At 61.3% G+C, this 14,592-nt stretch carries 14 protein-coding genes; 4 read left to right on the forward strand and 10 right to left on the reverse strand.

What is annotated here, in order from left to right; all coding sequences use genetic code 11:
- Window positions 1-181 precede the first annotated feature (181 nt).
- Window positions 182-430, forward strand: coding sequence for a hemin uptake protein HemP (locus B0G77_RS21235; RefSeq protein WP_133663871.1), 249 nt, complete (start codon window positions 182-184; stop codon window positions 428-430).
- A 307-nt stretch (window positions 431-737) separates the two neighbouring features.
- Here the strand turns inward: B0G77_RS21235 and B0G77_RS21240 are convergent, their stop codons facing one another.
- The 6 genes from B0G77_RS21240 to uvrB all read right to left on the reverse strand — a co-directional run bounded on the left by B0G77_RS21240 (window position 738) and on the right by uvrB (window position 6,985).
- On the reverse strand, window positions 738-1,145 hold the full coding sequence (locus tag B0G77_RS21240; RefSeq protein WP_133663872.1) for a heme-binding protein: 408 nt from the start codon (window positions 1,143-1,145) through the stop codon (window positions 738-740).
- Between the two features lie 30 nt (window positions 1,146-1,175).
- Window positions 1,176-2,591, reverse strand: a complete 1,416-nt coding sequence (locus B0G77_RS21245) for a 4Fe-4S binding protein (protein WP_133663873.1) — start codon at window positions 2,589-2,591, stop codon at window positions 1,176-1,178.
- Window positions 2,588-3,433: an FTR1 family protein gene (locus tag B0G77_RS21250; RefSeq protein WP_133663874.1), complete on the reverse strand. Its 846-nt coding sequence runs from the start codon at window positions 3,431-3,433 to the stop codon at window positions 2,588-2,590. Before B0G77_RS21250 ends, B0G77_RS21245 begins: the two co-directional genes overlap by 4 nt.
- Before the next feature lie 51 nt (window positions 3,434-3,484).
- Entirely contained in the window at window positions 3,485-3,817 is a 333-nt protein-coding gene (locus B0G77_RS21255) for a cupredoxin domain-containing protein (protein ID WP_133663875.1), read from the reverse strand.
- Between the two features lie 81 nt (window positions 3,818-3,898).
- A complete protein-coding gene (locus tag B0G77_RS21260; RefSeq protein WP_133663876.1) occupies window positions 3,899-4,447 on the reverse strand; it encodes an iron transporter in 549 nt (182 codons plus the stop codon).
- Between the two features lie 444 nt (window positions 4,448-4,891).
- Window positions 4,892-6,985 carry an excinuclease ABC subunit UvrB gene (gene uvrB / locus B0G77_RS21265; RefSeq protein WP_133663877.1) on the reverse strand — a complete coding sequence of 698 codons (2,094 nt, stop codon included), beginning with the start codon at window positions 6,983-6,985 and terminating at the stop codon, window positions 4,892-4,894.
- Between the two features lie 335 nt (window positions 6,986-7,320).
- On the opposite strand from uvrB, the gene B0G77_RS21270 reads away from it, so the two are divergent.
- Complete coding sequence (locus B0G77_RS21270; RefSeq protein WP_133663878.1) at window positions 7,321-8,520, forward strand: amino acid aminotransferase; 1,200 nt, start codon at window positions 7,321-7,323, stop codon at window positions 8,518-8,520.
- A gap of 134 nt (window positions 8,521-8,654) precedes the next feature.
- On the opposite strand, the gene B0G77_RS21275 is transcribed toward B0G77_RS21270, so the two are convergent.
- Both B0G77_RS21275 and B0G77_RS21280 read right to left on the reverse strand, forming a co-directional pair.
- On the reverse strand, window positions 8,655-9,887 hold the full coding sequence (locus tag B0G77_RS21275; protein WP_133663879.1) for a patatin-like phospholipase family protein: 1,233 nt from the start codon (window positions 9,885-9,887) through the stop codon (window positions 8,655-8,657).
- Between the two features lie 10 nt (window positions 9,888-9,897).
- A complete protein-coding gene (locus B0G77_RS21280; protein ID WP_133663880.1) occupies window positions 9,898-10,695 on the reverse strand; it encodes a 3-hydroxybutyrate dehydrogenase in 798 nt (265 codons plus the stop codon).
- Window positions 10,696-10,895: 200 nt separating this feature from the next.
- On the opposite strand from B0G77_RS21280, the gene B0G77_RS21285 reads away from it, so the two are divergent.
- Together B0G77_RS21285 and rlmJ are read left to right on the forward strand one after the other, a co-directional pair.
- Window positions 10,896-11,867: an aldo/keto reductase gene (locus tag B0G77_RS21285; RefSeq protein WP_133663881.1), complete on the forward strand. Its 972-nt coding sequence runs from the start codon at window positions 10,896-10,898 to the stop codon at window positions 11,865-11,867.
- Between the two features lie 231 nt (window positions 11,868-12,098).
- The gene (gene rlmJ / locus B0G77_RS21290) at window positions 12,099-12,944 is read left to right on the forward strand and encodes a 23S rRNA (adenine(2030)-N(6))-methyltransferase RlmJ (RefSeq protein WP_133663882.1); all 846 of its coding nucleotides are present in this window, start codon (window positions 12,099-12,101) and stop codon (window positions 12,942-12,944) included.
- A 46-nt stretch (window positions 12,945-12,990) separates the two neighbouring features.
- Here rlmJ and B0G77_RS21295 read toward each other — a convergent pair whose 3' ends face one another.
- Window positions 12,991-14,025, reverse strand: a complete 1,035-nt coding sequence (locus tag B0G77_RS21295; protein ID WP_133663883.1) for an ABC transporter substrate-binding protein — start codon at window positions 14,023-14,025, stop codon at window positions 12,991-12,993.
- A gap of 155 nt (window positions 14,026-14,180) precedes the next feature.
- Window positions 14,181-14,552: a hypothetical protein gene (locus B0G77_RS21300; protein ID WP_133663884.1), complete on the reverse strand. Its 372-nt coding sequence runs from the start codon at window positions 14,550-14,552 to the stop codon at window positions 14,181-14,183.
- Window positions 14,553-14,592: the final 40 nt, after the last annotated feature.

Below are 14,592 nucleotides of genomic sequence, written 5' to 3' on the forward strand. Positions count from 1 at the left end.
GGTCGCTCGACAGCACACGGCGGCAGATAGAACCCGCCGCTGTGTTCAAAGCTCCCCAGAGCAACATGCGCCGAAAACTTCGGCCCTATCGAAACAAAATTCCGATGAATTCATCCACGTTGTAAATGCGAACAATTATCATTTATAATCTATCTATCGAATCAACCAACCGATGGCACGAATGACCGACCTCTCTCGCACTTCCACGCTCAGCCTGCGCCGAAATGCAACGGCCGCGCTGACCAGCCGTCCGAAGCCAGCCGTGCCCGCACGCGATCTCGAACGCAGCAGCAGCCAGCCGGAAGCCAGCGAGCGTGTCGTGACCAGCGATTCGCTGCTGCAGGGACGCAGCCATATCAGCATCGCGCATAACGGCGAGACGTATCAGCTTCGCGCGACCCGTCTGGGCAAGCTGATCCTCACCAAGTAACGACGCAGAATTCAGTCAGTAAGTACCGGGTATTGTGGGGACCACCTCTCCGGGAGGTGTTGGGCATTAGCCAGCAACGACGGCTTGCACGCAAGATCTAGACCCCTTCGTGCAGACACCAAGCCAGCCGTCGGAGCAAGCCAGGCCGCTTTTTTTGGTTCTCACCGCGGTGTGGGTATGCACATTGGGCACATGCCGCAATCGAAACGAATGTGAGAAAGCCGTGCGGATGATGAACACATCCGCACGGCTTTCTGCTTTCCGTCGTGTTGAAACGCGCTGGAGCGTGACAGCTGAGCGCGTCGCGTCAGCTGATTCCTAGCGCACCAATCCCTGCACGGGCGACCGCAGCATCCTGTTCGGACTTCACGCCGGATACGCCGATCGAGCCGATCACCTCGCCGTCGACGACGATCGGCACACCGCCCTCCACCATTGCGACGAGCGGGGCACTCAGGAACGCGGTACGGCCCTGCTTGACAATGTCCTCGTAGACCTTGCTTTCGCGGCGGCCAAGTACAGCCGTGCGGCCCTTGCCGATCGCCATCTCTACCGTGCTGGGCGCGACGTTATCCATCCGGTGAAGATGCAGCAGATGCCCGCCTTCGTCGAAAATGGCGACGGTCACATTCCATTGATTGCCGAGCGCGTGCGCTTCGGCAGCGGCGGCCATTTTCTTGACGTCTTCGTCGGTCAGTGCAGGTTTGTTTCTCACAATAGCCTCGCTCTTTAACTCAACACGCCATCAGCGCGTCCAGCCCCAGAACATCAGCCACCACGCACTGTCGACGACCGCAAGCGCGGCCATGAACCATACCATTGCGAAGCCGCGTCCGAAAAGCCGCGCGCTATAGCGGCGCGTGACGAGCCACGCGAGCCACGCACTCCACACGTTCGCGATGACCAGAATCGCGATCCGCACATCTGACGCCCACCACAGCGGCACATGCTCCGCACGCAGCAGTGACAGCGTGGTCGCCGACAGCCCGAGGAACACACCGGTGCCAGCGATCGGGATCAACCCCTGCGCGAGGTGATGCAGACGCACCCAGCTAAAACGGCCAAGCGTGCGCGTAGCGCCCATCAGCAGCACCAGCAGCGCCGTGCCGTACACGAGGCCGGTGGCAACGATGTAACCGATCACCATCGTCCCGTCGAGCCACGAGAAGACGTCGTTCTGTTCAGGATAGTGCGTGAAGAGGAACCACGGAGCGTTGGTTTCGAGCGGCCAAGTGATATCGCGGTCGACGAGCCATGTCGCGAGGAACATCTTCAGATCGACGAACCAGGTCGACGCGGTCCAGTGAAACGCGCCGATGGCGATGCCGAGCAGCCCGTACAGGATCAGCGCGGTATCCCACGCGCTCGCCTGTCTGTCGCCAAGCTCGACCACCTCGGTCGACGGTGAGCGCCACGTCAGCGCGATCGCGTCGCGGTGACCGCTGCAGCGGCCGCACATATGGCACGCAGCCGCGCCTTTCATACTGCGCAACGGCACAAGCGGCGCGCAGTTGATCGGAATCACACGATGGCCGTGCTCGCCCTCTTTGTACGACTTGCGCCACGCATCTTCATCGACCCTATAGTGAAACGGCGCGAGGCGCGCCAGAAGCGCAAAAACCCCGTTCACGGGGCAAAGGTATTTGCACCAGACGCGCTTTTCGCGCCCGTAAAGCAAACCGATGATCATTGCGGCAAACGTTGAGCCGCCAAGCACCAGCAGCACCGCTTTCGGGTACTGGTAGACGCTGACCATCTGGCCGTAGATCGTCGTGAGTCCGAAGGCGACGAAAGGCCAGCCGCCCCAGCGCATCCAGCGCGGAATCGCCCAGCCTCGCCCGTATTTGCTCGCGAATTCGGCGAGTGCGCCTTCCGGACACAGTACGCCGCACCATACGCGTCCGAGCATCACCATCGATAGCAGCACGAACGGCCACCAGATGCCCCAGAAGACGAACTGCGCGGCGAGCGTCAGATTGGTCCACAGATGCGCCGTGTCGTCTGGCAGCGGCATCACCGCCGGCACCAGGATCAGGAATGCGTAGACCGCAACGACGACCCACTGGATCCCGCGGATGAGTGCGCCGTGGCGCTGCATCCACAGGCCAGCTTCTGCAAGCCGGCCAGAACGCCCTGAACTCCCGATCACACCGCTGGTCATGCCGTGCGTCCTGCCGCCTGCTGCGCCGGACGCCGGCTTGCGCGCCGCACCAGCAGGTACACGACCGCCCAGTACGCTGCGTAGGCAATCAGGTTCATCAGCGCCGGATGGGCGCGATAACCGGTCAGCGTCGCGACGAGTGAGCCGAATGTGCTCGAGTCGTCGAGGACCGCCGACGTGTTCCACAACTGGTCAACGAGGGTCGGCAGGATTTCCTTGTCGATCAGCTTGTCTACACCGGTCTGGAACAGGCCCGCGCCGAGGAACAGCAGCATGATTTCGGTGATGCGGAAAAAGAGCCTCCAAGAGAAGATCTTGCCGCCGAGTTGCAGCACATAGAACGTCAGAAGCGCAAGACCCAGCCCGATCACCACCGCGAGCATCTGGCTTCCATCGACATGCCCCGACTGACCGAATCCAAGGCCATACAGGAAGATGACAGTCTCACTGCCCTCACGCGCGATCGCAAGCGCGACCAGCACGGCAACGCCCCACCAGTTCGCGTCCTGCGTGCTCTTTTGCAGCGACTCTTCCATGTCACGCTTGAGCGTGCGGCCGTGCTGCTTCATCCACAGCACCATCTGCACGATCAGCACGCAGGCAACCAGCACCATCGCCGTCTGGAAGTAATCCTGCGCGTCGCCGGACAGCACCTCGGTGAAGCCGACGAGTGCCGCCCCCAGCGTCACGGCCGCCAGCACCCCCGCGGCGACGCCGCCCCACAGGTACGGCAGGCCGCGCTGCGCGCTCTCGTCGCCGTTCTTCAGCCATGCATACAGGATGCCGACGACCAGCAGCGCCTCGACACTTTCCCGCCACACGATGAACAAAACCTGACCCATCGATATTCTCCCGCTGCCTCGCGGACGCCGGGCGCCCGCATGGAGGCGTGCTTACTTTGCGACGATTTCGCCCTGTGCCTGCTGATGAAAATCGTCAAAAAACTTGTATTCGCCCGGCGAAAGCGGCGCAATCACAACGAACGAATCGGCGCCCGGTGCGAGCACCTTTTCTTTCCGCAGTTGCACGCTTTCGAATTCCGCCGCGCCCTTGCCCACGTTGCGCACTTCGATCTTGATGCGCTGCCCCGCCGGCACTTCGATGCGAGCCGGGTTGAGCGTGCCGTCGTTCATTTCGAGCTTGAACGTTGGCAGATCGGCCGCGTGCGCGACGCCAACGAGGGACGTCGTCATGGCGAGGATCGCGATTTTCCTGTTGATTCTCATGGAGCCTTCCTGAAGATGCGGCGCGCCCTCATGCGCCACCTGCTGCGCTTACGTTGCTACTCGCCAGGCATCACGCCGCGATCAGTACCCGCCCTTTTTACCGATACCGGCGTAGGTGAAGTCGTAATCGATCGTGACCGGCTTGAACCACGGGCCCACGCCGGTTTCCTTGTCGACGTGGCGGCCAAAGGCCATATGACCCGTCTGCATCGGCGGTTCGACGATCAGCTTCAGGTGATATTTGCCCGGACCGAACATCTTGACGTTGTCGCCGTAGTGCGGGCCGTCGCTTGCCACCATCGCCATCATGTCGCCCTTGACCGACTGGGTCGTGCCGACTTTCGACAGCTCGTAGCGAACCTGCAGATACGGCATCCAGTCGCCCTCGGCGAAGCCGGTCGGGTTGTTCTTCACCGCGTGGATGTCGGCTTCCAGGTGAACGTCCGAATCCGATGCCTTGCGCATCATGCCTTCCGGCTCCATCGTGATGGGCTGCAGATACACCGCGCCGATTTCCATGCCGCCTTGAATGTGCTGCTTGCCGATCGGGTATTCAGCAGCCGACACCGACAGCGCGGCCGCGGCAGTCACAACAGCTGCGCCGCCGCGCAGGAAAGAGGAAATCCGCATTGAAACTCCTTTGTTTTTATCAGCTGAAACGATGAAAAAAGCAGACCGACGGAGGTTCTTTCCCCCGCCCTTCAGCCGCGACTGCCAGGCAATGGTGAAAGCCCCGATCTGAAAGCCAAATCTAAAGGCAACAGAGAACGTTAATGCGAACCATTCTCAATACTTGGCGAGTTTATCATCGTTCAGGGTGGAGAACAAATGCGAATACCTAAGAAACCTTACCCCGGCTGGGGCTTAAGGCGGTTTTAAGCAGGCGTTCCGGCACCGAGTCGCCGCGCGGTCCGAAATCCTGCCTGCTGACTTGATCTGTCTGCAGGATTCGGAATGTGCGGAGCCGTTCCGGCACAGCGCGAAGTGTCGATTCGACTGACGGTTCCGGCTGCTCCTGATCCAGCCGGCCATGGCGGACCGGTACGGCATCACGCCGCACCGGTCCGCCCTCCTTCAGTTCGTGCCGGTCAGATGATCGCCGACGTTCGCGCCGAATACGCGCTCACGCAGCAAAGCCAACTGGTCGCGCGCCTGCGCGGCCTTCTCGAATTCGAGATTCTTCGCGTGCTCCATCATCTGCTTTTCGAGCCGCTTGATCTCCTTCGACAACTGCTTCTCCGACATATCCTCGAATTTCGCACGCTGCTGCTGTTCCTTCAGCTCCGCGCGCGCTTCATCGACGTTGTAGACGCCGTCGATGATGTCCTTGATCCGCTTGACGACCCCGCGCGGCGTAATGCCCATCTTCTCGTTGAAGGCGATCTGTTTCGCGCGCCGCCGCTCTGTTTCGTCGATCGCGCGGCGCATCGAATCGGTGATACGGTCCGCGTACAGGATGGCCTTGCCGTTCACGTTCCGCGCCGCCCGGCCGATCGTCTGGATCAGCGAACGTTCGGCGCGCAGGAAGCCTTCCTTGTCCGAGTCGAGAATCGCGACGAGCGACACCTCAGGAATATCGAGCCCCTCGCGCAGCAGGTTGATCCCGACCAGCACGTCGAACGTGCCGAGGCGCAGGTCGCGGATGATCTCCACGCGCTCGACCGTATCGATGTCGCTGTGCAGATAGCGCACCTTGACGCCATGATCCGCCAGGAACTCGGTGAGCTGCTCGGCCATGCGTTTGGTGAGAACCGTCACGAGGATGCGGTCGCCGGCCTTGACGCGCTTGTTGATTTCCCCGAGCACATCGTCGACCTGACTGACGGCCGGACGCACCTCGATCTCCGGGTCGACCAGGCCGGTCGGGCGCACCAGCTGTTCGGCCACCTGCCCCGCCGTCTTCTGCTCGTAATCGGCGGGTGTCGCGGAAACAAACACCACCTGACGCATCTTGCGTTCGAACTCGTTGAACTTCAGGGGTCGATTGTCGAGCGCTGACGGCAGGCGGAAGCCGTAGTCGACCAGATTCTCCTTTCGCGCGCGGTCGCCGTTATACATGCCGTTCAGCTGGCCGATCAACACGTGCGATTCGTCCAGCAGCATCAGCGCATCAGCAGGCAGGTAATCGACCAGCGTAGGCGGCGGCTCGCCGGGCGCCGCACCCGAGAAGTGCCGCGAGTAGTTCTCGATCCCTTTGCAGAAGCCCAGTTCCTGCAGCATCTCCAGATCGAAGCGTGTGCGCTGTTCGAGCCGTTGCGCCTCTACCAGCTTGCCTCCCTGGTAAAAGAATTCGAGCCGGTCGCGCAGTTCGGTCTTGATCGTTTCGACCGCGCGCATCACCGTTTCGCGCGGCGTCACGTAATGCGAAGACGGATAGACCGTGAAGCGCGGAATCTTCTGGCGCACGCGCCCCGTGAGCGGATCGAACAGCTGCAGCGTCTCGACTTCATCGTCGAACAGTTCGACGCGCACCGCCATTTCCGCATGTTCGGCCGGGAAAATATCGATCGTATCGCCGCGCACACGGAACGAGCCGCGCTGGAAGTCGGCTTCGTTGCGGCTGTACTGCATCGCGATCAGACGGGCGATGATGTCGCGCTGGCCGAGCTTGTCGCCGGTGCGCAACGTCAGGATCATCTGGTGATATTCGGAGGGATTGCCGATGCCGTAGATCGCCGACACGGTCGCGACGATCACCACATCGCGGCGCTCCATCAGGCTCTTCGTCGCGGACAGGCGCATCTGCTCGATGTGCTCGTTGATCGACGAGTCCTTTTCGATGAAGAGGTCGCGCTGCGGCACGTACGCTTCCGGCTGGTAGTAGTCGTAGTACGAAACAAAATACTCAACGGCGTTGCGCGGAAAGAACTCGCGAAACTCCGAATAAAGCTGTGCAGCGAGCGTCTTGTTCGGCGCGAATACGATGGCCGGCCGGCCGAGACGCGCGATGGTGTTCGCCATCGTGAAGGTCTTGCCAGAGCCGGTCACGCCGAGCAGCGTCTGGAACGACAGGCCATCCTCGATACCTTCGACGAGCGTGGCGATCGCCGTCGGCTGGTCGCCGGCCGGCGGGTAAGGCTGGTAAAGCTGGAACGGAGAACCGTCGAAAGTGACGAATTTCGATTCGTCGAGCGCGTCATTGACTTCAGTCAGATGATGTTCGGACATGAATGCGGCATCCTCAGCCGGGAGCAAAGGACTATTCTAGCCCCTCGCGCTTCCTCGGGAGGATGGCGGATCCGACTGCCGTTGCACGGCCTGACCCGCAGCCTGCCAGGTGACTGGCGCATCACAGCGAAGCGACGTTCTGGCACTCAAACCTCATGCTGGAACGTCGTGTTTTCCATAAATAAGCGCCCAGATCGCCCTGTTTGGGCCGAAAAACGACCCGGGATTCGCTACAATGCCAAGTTGCGCGCTCGCCGCCCCTGTCTGCGATGTGTTTGTCTGCCGACCCGGCCACGCTGGAAGCCCGCCCCTTCTTTCACTACTGCCGAACCATCATGTCTCTTTTTTCCGCTGTCGAACTTGCTCCCCGCGACCCGATCCTGGGCCTGAACGAAGCCTTCAACGCCGATGCCCGCACCACCAAGGTCAATCTGGGCGTTGGCGTATACACGAACGAAGAAGGCAAGATTCCGCTGTTGCGCGCGGTTCGCGAAGCGGAAAAGGCTCGCATTGAAGCTGCGCTGCCGCGTGGCTACCTGCCGATCGAAGGGATTGCAGCCTATGATGCAGCGGTCCAGAAACTGCTGTTCGGAAACGATTCGCCGCTGATCGCCGCTGGCCGCGTGGTTACGGCGCAGGCGCTGGGCGGCACGGGCGCGCTGAAGATCGGCGCGGACTTCCTGAAGCGCCTGAACCCGAACGCCAAGGTTGCCATCAGCGATCCGAGCTGGGAAAACCACCGGGCACTGTTCGAAGGCGCGGGCTTCGAAGTCGTGTCGTACCCGTATTACGACGCGAAGACCCAGGGCGTCAATTTCGAAGGCATGCTCGCGGCCCTGAACGGCTACGCTGCCGGCACGGTTGTCGTACTGCACGCGTGCTGCCACAACCCGACCGGCGTCGATCTGACTTCGGACCAATGGATGCAGGTCGTCGAAGTGGTCAAGGCTCGCCAGCTGGTGCCATTCCTCGATATCGCCTACCAGGGTTTCGGCGATGGCATCGAGGCAGACGCTGCCGCGGTACGCCTGTTCGCGCTGTCGGAACTGAACGTGTTCGTGTCGTCGTCGTTCTCGAAGTCGTTCTCGCTGTATGGCGAGCGTGTCGGCGCGCTGTCGATCATCACGGCGGACAAGGAAGAGGCAGCCCGCGTGCTGTCGCAACTGAAGCGCGTAATCCGCACGAACTACTCGAACCCGCCGACGCATGGTGGTTCCGTCGTCGCTGCCGTGCTCGGTTCGCCGGAACTCCGCGCAACGTGGGAAGCGGAACTTGGCGAAATGCGCGATCGCATCCGCGCAATGCGCAATGGCCTCGTCGAGCGCCTGCAAGCGGCTGGCGTCGCACGCGACTTCAGCTTCGTGAACGCACAACGAGGCATGTTCTCGTACTCGGGCCTGACGGCAGCGCAAGTAGACCGTCTGCGCGAAGAATTCGGCATCTATGCCGTCAGCACCGGTCGTATCTGCGTTGCAGCACTCAACACGCGCAACCTGGATGTGGTCGCGAACGCGATTGCCCACGTGCTGAAGTGATGTAAAGGCGACGCATGGGTGCGCGTCGGTGTGACGAGGCCCATGCCGTTTTGCCTGCATCTTCGCTGGCCTTGAAAAAACGGCGTCCCACGGGACGCCGTTCTTGTTTGCACGAGCCCTACCCACGCTGCACTTCAGCGGGCGTCGCGATGAATATCGTGCGTGACAAAACCCGCGTCGTTGTTGGGCAAATCCAGCCAGTCCGGCTGCGCCAGCGAGCCGCGGATGTCCATCAAACCGCTTTCCCAATGCTGGCGCATTGTCGAAAGACCGAACTGGTAGTCCTTGTAGTGCCCTTCGTATTCCTTGTGCCGGTAGATCAGGTGAATCACGTTGTAGCGCTTCGAACAGGAAAGATCTTCAGCGAGCTTGCACCAGGGATCGTCGCGCATTTCAGACGGCACACGCTCGAGCACCTCGCGCAGTACGTGCCGGAAGCGCTGCGAGCGCTGCAGCATGTCGGTGACGAGGCGGGTACGGCTGGAGTACTGGATATCTTTCATACGCCCCTGGACATCGGTAATGCTGTCAGGCACCGGCCCGCGCGCGCTCCATAGGTCGACCTGGAAGGCAAGTGTGTCGCGGCGTGGCGTAGTCTGGATAACCTCGTAGAGCGGCGTATTCGACATCAGGCCGCCGTCCCAGTAGTACTCGCCATCGATCTCCACTGCCGCAAAGCCAGGCGGCAATGCGCCCGACGCGATGAAATGCTCCGGCCGCAGCTTCGTATGCATATTGTCGAAATACGCGAAATTTCCGGTACCGACGTTCACCGCACCAACCGATACGCGCATCTCTCGCGAATTGATCCGGTCGAAATCGCACAACCGTTCGAGCGTGGCTTTCAACGGCGTCGTGTCGTAGTAGCTGGCTTGCTGAGGTGCGCCTGCGACCGTGGGCAGCGGTGGCGGGTAACGCGGGACGAAAAAGCCCTTCTGCCCTTCGACCAGGGCGCCCACCGCCTGCATCGCGGTGAATGCCTTGCGCACTGCATCGGTGGAATTGAAGAACGCATGCTCGATGAAGGCCGGCAGCGGCGGCCCGAAGGCCGGCTGACAGATCGTCTCCCAGAATTCGAGCAGCCGGGCGACTCGCTCTTCCGGCGGGTTGCCGGCGATGATCGCAGTGTTCAGCGCACCAATCGAAATGCCGGCGACCCAGTTTGGCAGGATGCCTGCTTCGTCCAGCCCCTGATAGACACCCGCCTGGTAGGCCCCGAGCGCACCGCCCCCCTGCAGCATCAGGGCGATGGTTTCGTACTTTGGCAACTGGATGGGTGCGCGGGCGTCGGCGGCCGCGTGCGGCCACTCGCCGCCCGCCTGTTCCGCGACGCCGACGCGAGCCCGCTTGACGTTGCGTTGCGCCATGCGGATCTCCTTATTGCATGTACCAGCCGTGGCTGACGATGAAAGATTGTCCGGTGAGTGCAGCGGTCGGGAATGCCGACAGGAACAGCACCGTCTGCGCAACATCTTCAACCGTCGTGAACACCCCGTCGACTGTTCCGCCGAGCATCACGCGCTTCACCACTTCGTCCTCGCTGATGTTGAGCTCCTTTGCCTGCTCGGGAATCTGCTTGTCGACGAGCGGCGTGCGCACGAAGCCCGGACAAACGACATGCGAGCGAACGTTGTGCTTCGCTCCTTCTTTCGCGAGAACACGCGCGAGACCGAGCAACGCGTGCTTGGCCGTGACATAGGCCGACTTCAGCGGCGAGGCCTCGTGCGAATGCACGGACCCCATGTAAATCACGACGCCACCGCGATCGTCCTTGTACATGTGCTTCAGCGCGGCCTTGGTGGTGAGAAACGCGCCGTCCACGTGGATCGCCTGCATTTTCTTCCAGTCGGAGAACGAGTAGTTTTCAATCGGATTGACGATCTGGATACCCGCATTTGAAATGAGGATGTCGACTGAGCCCAGTTCTGCCGCGACCTTGTCGATGCCCTGGTTGACCGCGTCTTCGTTCGTGACGTCCATCGCCACGCCGATCGCCTTGCCACCGGCCTTTTTGATTTCCTCGGCGACCGCGTTCGCCCCGTCCTGGTTCAGGTCGGCAATGGCAACCGCCGCGCCTGCGGCCGACAACGTCAGCGCGATCTGTTTGCCAATGCCGCTCGCCGCGCCCGTGACGACCGCGACCTTTCCATTCAGATTCGTATTGAGTGACGACATCCAGAACCTCCATGCAGTTATTGAGCAATGACACCATGACACGCAGGCGACGTAAAGCTGGCCGAAAGGCATAGACCGTCCGGATGAATGCTGCACTGCGGCCGACTTCGCTATTGTGCATGACCACATGACTTCACGCACAATTCCGGTTCGGTTTAAGCTGTGTAGCTCCGGCTGGACCACTCTCGAAGGAGAAATGCATGAACTATCGACGACTCGGACGTTCCGGGCTGCAGGTCAGCGAACTGTCTATCGGCTCGTGGGTGACATACGGCAATCAGGTCGACCGCCGCGCCGCACGAGAATCGCTGGCGGCCGCGCGAGACGAGGGAGTCAACTTTTTCGACAACGCCGAGGTCTACGCTGGCGGCAAGTCGGAGGAAATCATGGGCCACGCGCTGAAGGAACTGGCATGGCCGCGGGTCAGTTACGTCGTCTCAACCAAGTTCTTCTGGGGCCTGCACGAAGCGCCGAACCAGTACCACACGCTGAACCGGAAGTATCTGCTGAACGCCATGGACGCGTCGCTGCGCCGCCTGCAGCTCGACTACGTGGATCTGGTGTTCTGTCATCGTCCAGATCCGAACACGCGTGTCGAGGAAACGGTCTGGGCGATGAGCGACATGATTGCGCGCGGCAAGGCGCTGTACTGGGGCACGTCCGAGTGGAGCGCCGACGAAATCCGTGCCGCATATGAAATCGCGGAACGCCATCACCTGCACAAGCCGGTCATGGAGCAGCCGCAGTACAACCTGTTCCATCGCAAACGCGTGGAGGAAGAATATCGGCGGCTATACGAAGACATCGGTCTCGGCCTGACGACGTGGAGCCCGCTTGCCTCGGGCTTGCTGACGGGCAAGTACCGTGACGGCGTACCGGCCGACAGCCGCGCGCAACTGCAAGGCTACGACTGGCTGCGCAAGCAGTTGACAGATACCGGCAAGAACAACGTTGTCGGCAGGCTCGGCGATGTGGCGGACGAACTCGGTTGCACAGTCGGTCAGCTGGCCATCGCGTGGATTCTGAAGAATCCTCACGTAAGCACGGTTATCACCGGCGCATCGCGCGTCGAACAGATCGCCGAAAACATGAAGGCTCAGGAGTTCGCGGAGAAAATCACGCCAGAGGTAAAGCAGAAGATCGAAGAGATCGTCGGCGACACTCACGAGTAACGCGTGCGTATCGACGCGTGCGCCAGTTGCGACTGTGGCAGCCGCACCGCGAGATAACGTATCGCACGCGCGACGCGGCACCATGGGCTGCAGCGCCGCGTCGCGTACAATACGCGACCCGCTTGCAGCTTCACGGCGCGCGGCGCTGTAAGGCACGCACCTCGAATGTGTCGTTTCTCAACGACCTTTAAGCAACCGCAATATCTCTCCCCTTTTCAGCCTGGCTTCATCATGCTCAGTTACCGCCACGCCTTTCATGCAGGCAATCACGCCGACGTTCTGAAACACGCGGTCGTTATCCAGTTGCTGCGCTATCTCGGGCAGAAAGACAAGGCCTACTGGTACATCGACACGCATGCCGGTGCCGGTGTCTACTCACTGACGGAGGGCTATGCGACCAAAACCGCCGAGTTCGAAACTGGCATCGCGAAACTATGGAACAGGAGCGATCTTCCGCCGATGCTCGCCGACTACGTCGATGAAGTATCGGCGTTGAATGCAGATGGCGATCTGCGTTACTACCCAGGTTCACCCTACCTCGCATGGCGGCTGATGCGCGAGCAGGATCGCATGCGCCTCTTCGAACTGCACAGCACCGAAATCGACGTGCTGCGTCACAATTTCCGCGACGCAGGACGGCGCGCGATGCTATACGCTGGCGATGGCTTCGATGGCATAAAGGCGTTGCTGCCTCCACCGCCGCGCCGCGCACTGGTGCTGGTCGATCCGTCGTACGAAGACAAGCGCGACTACGCCCGTACGCTCGCCTGTGTGGAAGAAAGCCTGACGCGCTTCGCCAACGGCACGTACGCTGTGTGGTATCCGCAGGTCGCGCGCCCCGAATCCCAGCGCTTTCCCGAACAGCTCAAACGCCTGCAGGACACGAACTGGCTGCATGTGTCGCTGACCATCAGTGCTCCGCCTACGGATGGTTTCGGGCTTTACGGCAGCGGCATGTTTATCCTGAACCCGCCTTACACGCTGCCGAAACTGATGAAGGAAACGCTGCCCTGGCTCGTCGACACGCTCGGTCAGGATAAAGCCGCGCAATTCAAGATTGAGTATCGTGGCGATTGATTGAATCGAAGACGGCGCGCAGCGGACCGCGCCCCTCCGTTGCCGCTTACTTCGCCTGCGCATCGGCCTTGCGGGCAAAGTCATTGGTATAAGTGGCGTTCAAATCGATCTTGCCCGCATCGAGCCGCGTATCGAACGATGAAAGCGCACGCAACGCAGTAGCCGGACCATCGCTGGGCATCAGGCCATCAGGCGAATAGGCATCTCGAACGTTGTGAAAGGCTTCGACGTAGAGTGCCTGATCGTTGAGCAGATACGCCTTAGGGACCATCTTCACGAGGTCGGCATCGCTTACCGTCTGCAACCAACGGTCCGCACGGACAATCGCGTTGGCCAACGCCTGCGTCGTCCTGGGATTCTTCTGGATGAATGCCTCTGACGCGTAAAGCGTTGCCGCCGGCATCGTCCCGCCGAACACTTCCTGCGTGCCCTTCACCGTGCGCGTGTCGACGAGCACCTTGATTTCGCCGGCTCGCTGCAACTTTGTCATCATCGGATCGACGTTCGACAGTGCATCGATCTGGCCATTGCTCACGGCGGACAGTACCGTCGCGCCGCTGCCGACCCCGATCGCGGAGATATCGCTGCGCTGCACGCCGGCCTTGCGCAATGCGACGGTCAACACCAGATCGGTTGACGACCCGGGCGCGCTAACCCCGACTTTTGCCCCCTTGAAATCAGCCAACGATTTGATCGACCCTGCTTTTCCCTTCGTCACCGCGACAACGATCTGCGGCGCGCGCCCCATCAACACGAACGCGCGATACCGCTGGCCTTTCGCCTGCATGAACAAGGTGTGCTCATAAGCGCCCGCGCCGACATCCGCGCTGCCGCCCACGACGGCCTCCAGCGCTTTCGAACCGCCCGCGAAATCTTCGAGCGTGACGTCGAGCCCCTCGTCCTTGAAATAACCAAGCTGTTGCGCGGCGAGAACCGGCAGGTAGTAAAGTCCCGGCAAGCCGCCGACTGCCATCGTGAGCGTGGACTTTTCGGGTGCGTCTTTTGCAGTAGCAGGCAGCGTGGCTAGCGCGAGCAGCACAATGCACGCGCAGGCAGCGTGCCGCATCCAGTGGTGAGGCATTCGTTGTCTCCTGATTGGAATTATTCGAGCGGCAGGACGAAACGCAAGAGAGGCCGCGCAACGATTGTCGTTGCGCGGCCTCTCTTGCGCCATGCGCCGAAACCCCAATGGCGCTTACTCGCCCACGCTTGCCTTAGGATCGGGAGCAGCGCTCGTTACTGCGGGGCTGAGGGCGGCACTGACGGCAGAGTCGTGCGAGGGAGCGGGCTTGGGCTCGGTTGAGGACGCTGCCTACCGCCTGCGCCGACCGGCAAATTGACATATGGCGCGACAATGATCGGCACCGACGAGTCCGTCGAGAGTTCAGTCGGCGAAGCGATCGGCTGTGCCTGAACAATCCGGGCGTGCGACAGAGGCGCAGTCTGCAGGATCGTCCCGCTCTGGCCGTCGCTGATGCCGCGCTGCGTGTCGAGGATCAACGGCTGCCCGCCCGAGGCGGCATTTGCAGTCGGCAACAGGAAAGCAGTTGTCAGTAGCGCCGCGGCAATGTTGCCGCGCGTGAAACGAATCGAGCGGACTGGAAGCATAGGCGTATGAGGTTGGTTTCGAAAGCGCATGAATCCCGTC

It is taken from the genome of Paraburkholderia sp. BL10I2N1 (genome assembly GCF_004361815.1).
Lineage (GTDB): Bacteria > Pseudomonadota > Gammaproteobacteria > Burkholderiales > Burkholderiaceae > Paraburkholderia.

Coding starts and splice junctions, on each gene's coding strand:
- B0G77_RS21300 (WP_133663884.1), bottom strand. CDS start 14,552: ATGCTTCCAGTCCGCTCGATTCGTTTCACGCGCGGCAACATTGCCGCG.
- B0G77_RS21235 (WP_133663871.1), top strand. CDS start 182: ATGACCGACCTCTCTCGCACTTCCACGCTCAGCCTGCGCCGAAATGCA.
- B0G77_RS21295 (WP_133663883.1), bottom strand. CDS start 14,025: ATGCCTCACCACTGGATGCGGCACGCTGCCTGCGCGTGCATTGTGCTG.
- B0G77_RS21285 (WP_133663881.1), top strand. CDS start 10,896: ATGAACTATCGACGACTCGGACGTTCCGGGCTGCAGGTCAGCGAACTG.
- B0G77_RS21260 (WP_133663876.1), bottom strand. CDS start 4,447: ATGCGGATTTCCTCTTTCCTGCGCGGCGGCGCAGCTGTTGTGACTGCC.
- uvrB (WP_133663877.1), bottom strand. CDS start 6,985: ATGTCCGAACATCATCTGACTGAAGTCAATGACGCGCTCGACGAATCG.
- B0G77_RS21255 (WP_133663875.1), bottom strand. CDS start 3,817: ATGAGAATCAACAGGAAAATCGCGATCCTCGCCATGACGACGTCCCTC.
- B0G77_RS21250 (WP_133663874.1), bottom strand. CDS start 3,433: ATGGGTCAGGTTTTGTTCATCGTGTGGCGGGAAAGTGTCGAGGCGCTG.
- rlmJ (WP_133663882.1), top strand. CDS start 12,099: ATGCTCAGTTACCGCCACGCCTTTCATGCAGGCAATCACGCCGACGTT.
- B0G77_RS21270 (WP_133663878.1), top strand. CDS start 7,321: ATGTCTCTTTTTTCCGCTGTCGAACTTGCTCCCCGCGACCCGATCCTG.
- B0G77_RS21275 (WP_133663879.1), bottom strand. CDS start 9,887: ATGGCGCAACGCAACGTCAAGCGGGCTCGCGTCGGCGTCGCGGAACAG.
- B0G77_RS21280 (WP_133663880.1), bottom strand. CDS start 10,695: ATGTCGTCACTCAATACGAATCTGAATGGAAAGGTCGCGGTCGTCACG.
- B0G77_RS21245 (WP_133663873.1), bottom strand. CDS start 2,591: ATGACCAGCGGTGTGATCGGGAGTTCAGGGCGTTCTGGCCGGCTTGCA.